Genomic DNA, 11743 nt, shown 5'->3' on the forward strand with positions numbered 1-11743 from the left:
TATTGAAAACACCATTAGTAATCGGAGGCAAGCAAATATTGCCAGGTCAGGAGACTAAAATCAATATTAATATTGCGCGGCTCCCATCACATTCACCAATTGATTTACACATTACTGTGGCCAGGTCGGAAATTGACGGGCCTACTTTGCTCCTCAGTGGAGGCATGCACGGTGATGAAATTAACGGTACCGAAATTGTCCGCAGAATTATTGAAAAAGACCAGCACATACCACGAGTGGGAACGGTGATCTGTATTCCCATCATTAATATGTTTGGCTTTATTCACTTTAGCCGCTATGTGCCCGATGGCAAAGATGTGAACCGGTCATTTCCGGGAAATAAAAATGGCTCTTTGGCCGCTAGGGTAGCCCATTATCTCACTACAGATATAATTCCTAAAATAGATATGGGTTTAGACTTCCATACGGGAGGGGCCGACCGCACGAACTATCCACAAATACGGTGCGCACTGAAGGAACCTAAAAATCAAAAGATTGCTGAAATTTTTCAACCCTCATTTATTTTAAACAGTCCGTTTAGACCTAAATCTATGCGCCAAACTGCGGCTAAAATGGGCAAGCAAATATTGGTGTATGAAGGAGGCGAATCAGCTCGATTTGATGAATTTGCAATTCAACAAGGCATAAACGGAGCTTTAAGGGTAATGAAACATTTAGGTATGCGCGAACGCGCACCAGAAGCACCACATGTCACCAAAACTATCAATAACTCATCGTGGATTAGGGCGAAAACCTCAGGTGTTTTCTTAACAATGGTTCCGTATGGTTCCGAAGTAGAGAAAAACCAGCTTATCGGTCATATCAGTGACCCTTTTGGGGGTTCGAAAATCAAAATTAAAAGCCCTGTTTCAGGTTATGTGATAGGTTTGAATAACAATCCAATCGTTCACCAAGGAGATGCCCTAATGCACATAGGGGTAAGAAAGTAAAAGAGAAAAATCAGCATGGAGAAGGAAGTGAAATCGTGGGAGCAACTGGCTGAATTAATTGCTTCTTCCGATCAAGAGGGTATTCATGATTACATGGATGAAAATAAGTCGGAAGACATTATTCATGCTTTTAGCCATTTGAATAGAACCGAGCAGAATGATTTGCTGGGGTTAATGAGTGCCGAAGATGGCGCAAGCTTACTGGAGCGAATTCCACAATCTCAAGCAGTTCAACTGATCGAAGATGTTGAAACTGAAACAGCGGCTTCTATTCTAAACCAACTCTATTCCGATGAGCAAGTAGATATTATTTCTGAACTGGATGACGATGATGCACACGCCATTTTGGAGGAAATGTATCCGAAGGAAGCGGAGAACATACGTAGGCTAATCCATTACGATTCGGACAGTGCTGGAGGTGTAATGATTACAGAATATTTGGCTTTTGAATGTACTGAGACCGTAGGTGAAATCACCACCAAGCTCCGCGATAATTCTGAAGAATACGAAGATTACAACGTTCAGTACATTTATGTGGTTGATAATGGTGTATTTGTTGGGGTGCTTCAAATGCGTGATTTGCTGCTTTCTAAAGCTTCGGTTCCGCTTTCAAAAATTGTGATTAAAAATGCGCTTACGGTAAAGGATACAGATCACCTCACCGAGCTCATCAGCTTTTTCGATAAATATGATTTTTACGGAGTACCTGTAGTCAACGAGGCGAATATATTGCTAGGTATAGTAATGCGTAAGCACGTGAGAGAAGCTGAAAATGATCGTTTTAATACGGAGTTATTGGAAACGCAAGGTATTGTGGGCGGGGAAGAACTGCGTACCATGCCCGTTTTGCTTCGTTCCCGTAGAAGACTTTCATGGCTGAGCGTGAATATACTTTTGAATATTGTTGCAGCTAGTGTAATCGCTTTTTACCAAGACACGCTACAGGAAGTAATTGCCTTGGCTGTTTTCCTTCCAGTAATTTCTGACATGAGTGGCTGTTCTGGTAACCAAGCCGTGGCGGTAAGTTTAAGAGAACTTTCGCTTGGGGTGGTAAAGCCTTATGAATTAATGCGAGTGCTTTGGCAAGAAGTGAAAGTGGGCTTGATTAACGGTGTCGTACTTGGCGCATTGATTGGTTTGGCGGCTTTCTTTTGGCAAGGTAATGCCTATTTAGGTCTAGTAGTGGGTGGTGCTTTGGCCATTAACACCGTTGTTGCCGTTGCTATTGGCGGTACAATTCCATTGTTTTTAAAGAAAATGAAAGTGGATCCAGCCTTGGCTTCAGGTCCAATTTTAACCACCGTTACCGATATGCTCGGCTTCTTCCTGGCCCTAACTTTCGCTGGTTTGGCACTTAGTCATTTGGTTTGATAGTATATGCTATTTAAGTTTTAATTAGCTATGTAGTTTCTATTTGGTTCATGTTTAATTTATTTCATTAAAATAAAATATTGATTATTGTTTTATTGAGATTTGTTTGTTTAATTCGGCTCAATATCAATGTAATTGATTAACTATAAGTAAAACCGAAAGCATGAAATCTAAATTTTTACACTTATAATACTGGCCGTATTTATGAGTAGTTGCACGGATCAAATGATCGAGCCTGAAATTATACCTACTCGGTCTATTAGAGATTTAACATATAAAGACGTGCCGAATGTCGTGAGTCAATTACAGGAGGGCTTAGGCTTAAGGGGTGGTAATGATAGGCTTAGTGTAAATGATGAAGGTAGAACCTATGGCGTGATTATTGACTGGAATCGTATTACTGAACTCATAGATACGGTTGGTAATATAAATTATACATTTGCCGTAGTGGATGAGGATGAAGATCCTTATACTTTTCATAATTTTAATTATCGGTAAAAATGAAGAAGGATATTGGAAGAGACCTTATCTACTTACTTATGTGATGGGTGAAGAGTTTAGACCGAAATATGATGCTACAGGATCAACGGAAGGGTTTACCGGCAGATTATTAAAACGGTACATTAGCCCTTCAACTTCAGATTCTAGAAGAGGGGGTGCTAACTATTATGATGATCCTTATACTTCAAATGACCCTTGCGATAGAGAAACTGAAGTTGTAAGCGTGGGTAGCGGAGGGGGAGACGATCCGTACACAGAGTTTGAAGCGCCCACGCCAGGCATGGGAAATACTTTTTGCTACACCTATTGGTATTATTTCGAGACAAGCACTATCTGTGGTAATGATGGTTACTTCACTGATTGTGAAATGGGGGTAAGAAGGCCTTTTTTGGTAACAGAGTGTATAGAATATGGAGGCTCTATGGCAGGAAGTGACCCATGCGACCAAGATAAGGAGGAGGTTGCAATAATAGATCCAGAGGCGAATGAACTAGATTGTAGTACCTTTGAGAATAGAGTTGAGAACATTCTAAAATCAGAGGGCGGTTTTGTGAATAATCCGGATGACAAGGGGGGGGCAACAAATCGTGGAATTGCTTGGAACACATGGAAGGAGAATGCACTGAAGATTCTGGGTAAAGAACCCACATTAGACAACTTAAAGAATCTAAGTGAAGCCGATGCAAAAAAGATATATAAAGCTAAATACTGGAGTAAAAGCGGGGGTGAGAATATCAATGATGGTGATACTAGATATTTTATGTTTGATTTTACGTCAATGCTGGTGGAAACGCAATTAAGATTTTACAAAAGACATTAAACGAACACTTTGGCAACAGTTTGACTATAGACGGTGGGATGGGGCCAAATACTTTAAATGCTATAAACGCGGCAAATCCAATGATGTTATATAATCAACTGAAAATGGATCGAATTTCTTATTACGAAAGAATAGCTGCTAAGGATAAATCTCAAGAACAGTTTTTGGATGGTTGGAAAGATAGAGTAAATAAATTTAAGGATAAAACTCTCCAAAACAAGAAGAATGTAAATTGTTGAAATTATGAAATCAAAAAATAATTTGTTGAAAGTGCTTATTGCCTTAGTGTTCCTAGTTTTAATAACGGGTGTTTTGATTAGTAAGTCTAATTCTGTGTTTAGCCGTGTACAGAATAATTATTCAGGACAATGGGAGTGGATAAAAAACGATGATACTAGTACGTTCAATTTAGAGTTGAATGAATTGAATACATTCGTTACAGGTACACATTGTATTTCAGCACTTAATGGAAATAAGTCAGACTGTGTTGGTATTATTGATGAGGATGAAATATCAATAAAAGGTTCAATAACGAACAATGTCTTAAAAGTCACTTTTAAAGGGAGTTTTGCGGATGGAGAGGGACAAGCAGAGATTCGTTTTATAAGTGCGGATAAGATTGAATGGAAAGTCACCAAAAAGATAGCAGGTGAAAACTATTTTCCGCAACAAGCTACTCTTGTAAAGAGACCATAGAACTTAAAAATGAGAGGTTTCTATTTCATGAAATAGAAACCTCTTTAGGATGTGCTAGCTGCTTGATTTAACTAGTTTTAAGTTTACCATAAGGCTTAAACTATTTACTTATAACTTATCACCAATAACTCCCCTGCCATGTCCCGCACACCATCCAACATGCTACCGCTAGGAACACTAGCTCATGATTTTAAATTACTGGATACTGTTTCTGGTCAAATGCTTTCATTGAATGAGCTGAAATCTGACAAAGCCACGGTGATTATGTTTATCTGTAATCACTGCCCTTTTGTGAAGCATGTGGACGAAGGAATTGTAGGCTTGGCAAAAGACTATCAAGCGAAAGGCGTGTCTTTTATAGCCATCAGCTCAAACGATGTTGAAAACTATCCACAAGATTCGCCTGAGTTAATGAAGGTGGAGGCCGAAAAAGTAGGCTATACTTTCCCTTATCTGTACGATGAAAGCCAAGAGGTGGCTAAAAGCTATCAAGCGGCTTGTACTCCAGATTTTTATGTCTTTGATGCCGAATTAAAATGCGTTTATCGTGGGCAATTAGATGATTCCCGACCAGGGAATAATAGTCAGCCTGTAACGGGCAAAGATTTACGCTCTGCCTTAGATTGCGTGCTGAATAACGAGAAAATTGATTTTGAACAACGACCAAGTTTGGGCTGTAATATCAAATGGAAAGTAGGGTAGAAGGTATCCATTAATCAACCCTCCAAGGGTTTCAAACCCTTGGAGGGTGTCTTTGTTATCACTGCGACTATGAACCTGGATTCTTAGCCTGAATAGCCTTAATAATCATTTCAGAATGCACCCGCGTGTTTTCAATAAACAGCGTACTCGTTTGCATTCCAGAATTGATTACTCCAGCCACATATACATTTGGCAAATTGGTTTCTAAAGTGTCTGCATTATGCACAGGGACTTTCAATTCATCTTCCGATATATCAATACCTAGTGCTTCGAATAAAGCATAATTGGGTTGGTAGCCAGTCATGGCCAAAACGAAATCGTTATCAATCGTTAATGGTCCGTCTGGCGTATTAATGTGAACTTCGTTTTCTGTAATTTCAGTAACAGTGGAATTGAAATAGGCTTTGATTGCACCTTCTTTAATTCGGTTGATAATATTCGGACGAATCCAGTACTTCACTTTAGGGTAAATTTCTGACTCACGAATGACCATCGTCACTTCTGCTCCTTTGTAATAGGTTTCTAAAGCCACATCGCAAGCCGAGTTGGCCGAACCAATCACCACTAATTTTTGATCTACGTAAGGATGAGGGTCGTCATAAAAATGCTTCACTTTCGGTAAGCTTTCTCCTGGAATATTCAAGAGCCGGGGCGTATCATAAAAACCAGTAGCCACGATTACATGGTTAGCGCTGTAGATGCCTTTGCTTGTCTCGATGTGATACACTTCGTTTTCAGAAGTCATGCGATCTACTTTTGTGTAGGGTTTTATGTTCAATTTCCAGCTTTCCTGAACCCTTCTAAAATATTCTAAGGCCTCTCTTCTTGTAGGTTTATCGGTATGCGAAATAAAGGGTACGCCACCAATTTCTAACAAATTGGAGGTGGAAAAGAAGGTCATATTGGTAGGGAAGTGGTAGATGGAATTCACCAAAGTTCCTTTTTCCAACACCACGTAATTTAAGTTGGCCTTTGTGGCTTCAATAGCACAATTAAGTCCGATGGGCCCGCCTCCTATAATTACTAAATCAAAATGGTTTTGCATGGTATTCAAACTGCTTCGGGAATAAGATGGTTCATGGAATCACACATAATACGCCCGCTAGTTACAGGGCTTTCTAATAACAAGACCAGTCACAACAGTTAACAATAGACGGATTCTTTCAGTCGAATATTTCTCTACCGAGAAATTCTCTTCTTCAGAAAGACGCCAAATTGGACCGTCACTCTGAGTGTCTTGCCGTTTTAGCAAGACCGAAAGAGTCTGTTCGATTGGGGTTTTACTTTGCTAACTGGAAGTTCTTGCTAAGACCGGTTGTTGCCTATTTCATCATAATATCAAGACCATCTGGAGGAACCGCCTTAACTGTCTGTGGGACAGGTTTATCTTGATAAATACTACTAATATCAGGTTTGGCTACTGCAAATTTAACCCAATAACGACCATTAGGGACTTCACTATTATATGCATATGGGGAGCTACCTGTGTATTCCGCTCCATTGACCTCATAACGATATCTTATGCTTCGCCCGCTGGTTGTAAAATATATTTCTGTGGTATAGCCAATCGTATATCTTGCACCCGATGAAAATGCATTTCTTCTTTCTAAAACTGTCTTAATTGCATAGATCGACAAGAAGGAAAGTAAAATGACAGAGATTATAACAAGAGGTCGGCTCGGTAGATAATTTTCAGGTCGCATAGCTATTAATTTTCTAATGCATTCGTTGTCGACTTCTTCACAACTCAAACTTTTAATTTGGCTGGGTTTTGACGGCTATCCCAAAAAACTAACAGTTCTATTTCTTTCACTTTAATCCTATAATACAAACTGATCTGTTTGGTGACAACGGCACGGTAGACTTCTTTCTTTTTGGAATATAGATATTGTTTGGGATTACGTGATATAAAACTGATGACTTCATCTGTTCGGTTTAGAAAACTATTGATTTCATTTGCTGTCCAGTTTTCTTCAAGATATTCAATCACCATAGCATAAGTTATTTCTGCTTCTGGCAACCATTTAACAGAATAATTCACTTTTGGTGTTTTGCTCTGATCTCGCTCATTACCTCGGAATGTGGTCTTCCTTTTCCCTGTTCTGATTGGGCAATGGCGCGGTCAATTGATGCTTGTATATTAGGGTCTAAGTCATCCCACCAGTCTTGTTTTTTATCGGCATCGATCATTTCATTGACAAGCATTAAAAAACGTTCGTTTGCTTGATCAATATAATCATGTATCCTTTGTTTTATTTGTATGCTGTTCATCTTTTTCTCTTTTATTCAAGGTAACGAATTATCTTAAAATTTGATTTGCACTAAAGTTTGACAACTGCTCGGTGTGATCACAAGTTTATAAACAATTTAATTCCTATGATTAAATCGATCCTGAGGAATGTTTTTAAAATGGGTATAAACCGTATTGATAAAGGTAAGAATAAGACCAACTCCAATAACGATATAGATGATGGTGAAGATTTTACCCCAATCGGTTTGAGGTGAAAAATCTCCGTAACCCACAGTGGTTAAAGTGATGATTGAAAAATAGAGTGAATCTAACCACGTCCATTGTTCGAGGTAATGATAAGTAACGGTGCCGATTACCAGCACCGTTATAGTTGCAAAAAGCAAATTTCTGTAATGTTTGTCCCTTAGGAAAGAAAGTATGGTTCTAAGAATAATCACCTTAGAATTTTATATCTACCGTTTTTAATTCTTCGCCTCTTTTAAACTCCACTTTGGTTTCATCGCCAAGCTGAAAGGCAGCAAGTGCTCTCATATAGCTCATCATATCTACAATGGTAGAGTCACCAAGTTTCATTACAATATCGCCCTTTTGCATACCTGCTTTTTGTGCTGGTTTATCTTCAGACACACCATCTATTCTCATGCCTTGGCCATCGTATAGGTAATCTGGCACAACTCCAAGTGAAACAGTGAATCGTGGGCTATCGCCAGATTCATCTTTTGTTTTAGTAAAGGCGATTTTCTCTTCTTGGTCAAGCGATAATACTAATCGCTCAATAAGTCGAACTACTTTCACTATGCCATGGTAGTTGATTTTATCAGCATCATCCGAAGGACGGTGATAGTCTTCGTGTTGGCCTGTAAAGAAATGCAGTACAGGTAAATCCTGTAAATAGAACGAAGTGTGATCGGACGGTCCAATCCCAGATTCAGAAGTCACTAACTTCAAAGTATCCGTATTGGCGGCTTCGATTTTGTCCATCCATACCGGACTAGTACCTACACCATTAATGGCCAAAGTTTTTTCCTCGTTCATTCTGCCTACCATGTCCATATTAATCATGTAGTCCACGCTGCCTAAATCAATGGTAGAGTTTTTCGAGAAGTAATTTGAACCCCAAAGGCCGTTTTCCTCTCCAGAAAAAGCCATAAAAAGGTAATTTTTATCTTTCCCTTTATTCTTAAGAATCCTTGCCAATTGAATCATGGCTGCTGTACCGCTGGCGTTATCATCGGCTCCATTATGAATGGCCTTTTCTCCTCGGTAAAGAGAACCTTCTTCTCCATATCCTAAATGGTCGAAATGTGCACCAATGACCACTGTGTTTTCAGCTCCGTTATCAATATAGCCCACTACATTTCGGCCAGTAATGCCACCTTCTGCATCGCCAATTACGGCTTCTTCATGTGGGTTTGTGGCCTTTTTTACGTTGAATGGCTGCATATAACCATCTGTGCCTTTGGGTTCAAGTCCATACTTTTTAAAAGCTGCGGCTATGTATTCAGCTGCCAATTGCTCGCCTTCAGTTCCAATGGCCCGTCCTTCTAGTTTGTCATCGGCCAAATAGGCAATGTCTTTTTCTATACTTGTGCGAATTTCTTTATCGGTAGTATAGCTAGTACAGCTACCTAGCCCAATAAGGCATATGATGCTTATGTAAAAGGTGATTTTTCTCATGTTGTAGAATTTAAGGTCAAAGATAATAATCCTTATCTTCGCAACTCTAATTTACGACATCATAATGAAGAATAAGTACTGTCTGTTATTAACACTAGTTATTGTATTTAGCTGTAATTCAACGAAGCAGAAAACTACGAAAGTAGAGTCGCAAGAAAATTTAGATTCACTTCTTTTAAAACCAGAGGAAATGAAATTCCTTAAGAATATTAAGCAATTGACTTTTGGAGGAAATAATGCTGAGGCCTACTGGAGCTTTGATGATAATTACTTAGTATTTCAGTCTGATTATGCCGAATGGGGTGCTAGTTGTGACCAGATGTTTATTACCGATTGGCGTAATGACGATTTAAAGAACAACAAACCAGAAATGGTGAGTACTGGTATGGGAAGAACAACATGTGCCTATTTTCTGCCAGATAATACCTTCGTTTATGGTTCTACTCATTTAGGAAACGAGAATTGCCCTCCTGTTCCTGGGCCTCGCGCTGACGGTAAATACATTTGGCCTATTTATCCTGACTACGACATTTTTACGGCCAATATGGATGGAGAAATCATTGCTCAGCTTACTGATAATCCTGGTTACGATGCTGAGGCTACGGTATCTCCAAAAGGAGATAGAATCGTTTTTACTTCTATGAGAACTGGGGACTTGGAGCTTTTTACCATGAATATTGATGGCTCTGATGTAAAGCAAATCACCAATGAGTTGGGTTATGATGGTGGTGCTTTTTTCTCTCCTGATGGTGAGAAATTGATTTTCAGATCTTCTAGACCTAAAACAGAAGAAGACATTAAGGTTTATCAGGACTTACTCAAAGAAGGTTTGGTAATGCCTACCAACATGGAACTTTACATTTGTAATGCAGATGGTTCTGACCTTAGAAAACTTACAGATTTAGGGCAAGCCAACTGGGCGCCTTTCTTCCATCCTTCAGGTGAAAAAATCATTTTTGCTTCAAACCATACCGCTACGCGTGGCTTTCCTTTCAATTTATATATGATCAATATTGATGGAACTGGCTTAACCCGAATTACACAAGACGATACTTTCGATGCCTTTCCTGTGTTCTCGAATGACGGAAAATATTTAGTGTTCTCTTCCAACAGAAATAACGGAGGAACAAGAGATACCAATCTCTTCGTAGCCGAATGGATTGGGGGGTGATTAAGGAACTAAAGAACTTTAAAAACAGAAAAGGTAGAGTTTGCGCTCTACCTTTTTTTGTGTCTATATTTTGCCAATGATTAATAATAACTGTGGCTAGATAGGTAGTTCTTAACATAATCTTCAACCCCATCTTCCAAAGAAGTAAACTCTTGCGTAAAGCCAATCGACTTTAACTTGGCCATATTGGCTTCTGTAAAGTACTGATACTTATCACGAATGTCGGCAGGAGTATCAATGAAAGATATATCTTCTTTCTTGTCCATTGCCTTGAAAGTGGCCTTTACAAGGTCTAAGAAAGTTCTGGCTTTGCCACTTCCTAAGTTATAGATGGCAGAGTCTTTTCGGTGGTGCATTAAGAAATAACAAACATCAACCACATCTTTCACATAAACGAAATCTCTCATTTGCTCACCATCCTTAAATTCTGGATTGTGCGACCTAAAGAGTTTCATTGCACCTGTTTTATCAATTTGGTTGAAGGCATGCATAATCACTGAAGCCATTCTGCCTTTGTGGTATTCATTAGGCCCATACACGTTAAAGAACTTTAAACCAGCCCAAAAGAAAGGTTGTTGCTCTTGTGTTATTGCCCACTTATCAAAATCGTTTTTCGATTCACCATAAGGGTTTAGCGGAATCAGGTTGGGAATGTTTTCTTGGTTATCATCATAACCATATTCGCCCAAACCATAAGTAGCCGCAGACGAAGCATAAACCAATGGAATTTGGTACTGAATACATTTCTCCCAAATCTGTTTGGTGTATTCGGTATTCATTTTACTTAACAAGTCTTTGTCAAACTCAGCGGTATCTGTTCTGGCGCCAAGGTGAAAAATGAATTCTACTTTTTCGCCCACAGTGTCCAGCCAAGTGAAGAAGTCGTCTCTATCGATAGATTCAAGAATGCGTTTACCTTCTAAATTTTTGTTTTTTTCTTCATTGTCGAATTTATCAACCACAATGATGTGATTAAAGCCTTCGCTATTCAATTTGCTTACTAAACAACTTCCTATAAACCCCGCTGCTCCCGTTACTACAATCATAAAGTATCTGAATTTGTGCTTGCCAAAGTTAAGCAAATACCCATTATATTTGCAGCGAAATTGAAGAGAAGGTATGATCTACATCAGTAGGAAAGAGCATTTTAACGCAGCCCACAAGCTGTACAATCCTAATTGGTCGGAAGAAAAGAATGTTGAGGTATTTGGCCCTTGTGCGAATGCCAATTGGCACGGGCATAATTTTGAGTTAATTACAACTGTAAAGGGAAAACCAGATCCTGAAACTGGTTTTGTGGTAGATTTAAAACAGCTTTCAAATGTAATTAGAGCAGAAGTGATTGAAAAATTGGATCACAAAAACCTCAACATGGATGTAGATTTCATGCAAGGTAAAATGGCTAGTTGTGAAATTTTGGTTATGGAAATCTGGAAGATATTGGAACCAGAGGTAACCAAAATCACCAGCACAGGAAAACTGCACAGCCTTCGTCTTTACGAAACCCCAAGAAACTTTGTAGAATATTTCGGAGAATAAAACCCCGAAAACAACAACACTATTTACGAACTAAAGTTCGCATTACCTGATTACCTGATTACCTG

The 11743-nt window shown here is 39.1% G+C and carries 16 protein-coding genes; 9 read left to right on the forward strand and 7 right to left on the reverse strand.

What is annotated here, in order from left to right:
• Positions 1–2: 2 nt before the first annotated feature.
• The 7 genes from OB69_RS04710 to OB69_RS04740 all read left to right on the forward strand — a co-directional run bounded on the left by OB69_RS04710 (position 3) and on the right by OB69_RS04740 (position 5040).
• Positions 3–950, forward strand: a complete 948-nt coding sequence (locus OB69_RS04710) for a succinylglutamate desuccinylase/aspartoacylase family protein (protein WP_053222547.1) — start codon at positions 3–5, stop codon at positions 948–950.
• A gap of 15 nt (positions 951–965) precedes the next feature.
• A complete protein-coding gene (mgtE, locus tag OB69_RS04715; protein ID WP_053222548.1) occupies positions 966–2321 on the forward strand; it encodes a magnesium transporter in 1356 nt (451 codons plus the stop codon).
• Positions 2322–2525: 204 nt separating this feature from the next.
• Positions 2526–2819: a hypothetical protein gene (locus OB69_RS04720; protein ID WP_053222549.1), complete on the forward strand. Its 294-nt coding sequence runs from the start codon at positions 2526–2528 to the stop codon at positions 2817–2819.
• The gene (locus tag OB69_RS18420) at positions 2779–3642 is read left to right on the forward strand and encodes a glycosyl hydrolase 108 family protein (RefSeq protein WP_053222550.1); all 864 of its coding nucleotides are present in this window, start codon (positions 2779–2781) and stop codon (positions 3640–3642) included. The genes OB69_RS04720 and OB69_RS18420 overlap by 41 nt, the downstream gene beginning before the upstream one ends.
• A 20-nt stretch (positions 3643–3662) precedes the next feature.
• The gene (locus OB69_RS18425) at positions 3663–3881 is read left to right on the forward strand and encodes a putative peptidoglycan-binding domain-containing protein (protein WP_245620779.1); all 219 of its coding nucleotides are present in this window, start codon (positions 3663–3665) and stop codon (positions 3879–3881) included.
• Positions 3882–3885: 4 nt separating this feature from the next.
• Positions 3886–4338, forward strand: coding sequence for a hypothetical protein (locus OB69_RS04735; RefSeq protein WP_053222552.1), 453 nt, complete (start codon positions 3886–3888; stop codon positions 4336–4338).
• Between the two features lie 138 nt (positions 4339–4476).
• Positions 4477–5040: a thioredoxin family protein gene (locus tag OB69_RS04740; RefSeq protein ID WP_053222553.1), complete on the forward strand. Its 564-nt coding sequence runs from the start codon at positions 4477–4479 to the stop codon at positions 5038–5040.
• Positions 5041–5107: 67 nt separating this feature from the next.
• Here OB69_RS04740 and OB69_RS04745 read toward each other — a convergent pair whose 3' ends face one another.
• From OB69_RS04745 to OB69_RS04770, 6 genes are all read right to left on the reverse strand, one after another.
• Complete coding sequence (locus OB69_RS04745; protein ID WP_053222554.1) at positions 5108–6085, reverse strand: YpdA family putative bacillithiol disulfide reductase; 978 nt, start codon at positions 6083–6085, stop codon at positions 5108–5110.
• A 277-nt stretch (positions 6086–6362) separates the two neighbouring features.
• Positions 6363–6791 carry a hypothetical protein gene (locus tag OB69_RS04750; protein ID WP_053222555.1) on the reverse strand — a complete coding sequence of 143 codons (429 nt, stop codon included), beginning with the start codon at positions 6789–6791 and terminating at the stop codon, positions 6363–6365.
• A complete protein-coding gene (locus OB69_RS04755; RefSeq protein WP_053222556.1) occupies positions 6788–7081 on the reverse strand; it encodes a type II toxin-antitoxin system RelE/ParE family toxin in 294 nt (97 codons plus the stop codon). The genes OB69_RS04750 and OB69_RS04755 overlap by 4 nt, the downstream gene beginning before the upstream one ends.
• The gene (locus OB69_RS04760; RefSeq protein ID WP_053222557.1) at positions 7078–7311 is read right to left on the reverse strand and encodes a hypothetical protein; all 234 of its coding nucleotides are present in this window, start codon (positions 7309–7311) and stop codon (positions 7078–7080) included. The genes OB69_RS04755 and OB69_RS04760 overlap by 4 nt, the downstream gene beginning before the upstream one ends.
• Before the next feature lie 96 nt (positions 7312–7407).
• Complete coding sequence (locus OB69_RS04765; RefSeq protein ID WP_071426714.1) at positions 7408–7728, reverse strand: potassium channel family protein; 321 nt, start codon at positions 7726–7728, stop codon at positions 7408–7410.
• A gap of 1 nt (position 7729) precedes the next feature.
• On the reverse strand, positions 7730–8968 hold the full coding sequence (locus tag OB69_RS04770) for a M20/M25/M40 family metallo-hydrolase (RefSeq protein WP_053222558.1): 1239 nt from the start codon (positions 8966–8968) through the stop codon (positions 7730–7732).
• 190 nt (positions 8969–9158) lie between these two features.
• Here OB69_RS04770 and OB69_RS04775 point away from each other — a divergent pair, with 190 nt between their 5' ends.
• Positions 9159–10139 carry a TolB family protein gene (locus OB69_RS04775; RefSeq protein ID WP_221404851.1) on the forward strand — a complete coding sequence of 327 codons (981 nt, stop codon included), beginning with the start codon at positions 9159–9161 and terminating at the stop codon, positions 10137–10139.
• A gap of 80 nt (positions 10140–10219) precedes the next feature.
• On the opposite strand, the gene rfaD is transcribed toward OB69_RS04775, so the two are convergent.
• Positions 10220–11185 (reverse strand): ADP-glyceromanno-heptose 6-epimerase, encoded by a 966-nt coding sequence (rfaD, locus tag OB69_RS04780; protein WP_053222560.1) that lies wholly within the window; start codon positions 11183–11185, stop codon positions 10220–10222.
• A 73-nt stretch (positions 11186–11258) separates the two neighbouring features.
• Between rfaD and OB69_RS04785 the strand changes: the two genes are divergently transcribed.
• Positions 11259–11678 (forward strand): 6-pyruvoyl trahydropterin synthase family protein, encoded by a 420-nt coding sequence (locus OB69_RS04785; protein ID WP_053222561.1) that lies wholly within the window; start codon positions 11259–11261, stop codon positions 11676–11678.
• Positions 11679–11743 lie beyond the last annotated feature (65 nt).

This window comes from Roseivirga seohaensis subsp. aquiponti, assembly GCF_001267955.1.
Taxonomy (GTDB): domain Bacteria; phylum Bacteroidota; class Bacteroidia; order Cytophagales; family Cyclobacteriaceae; genus Roseivirga; species Roseivirga seohaensis.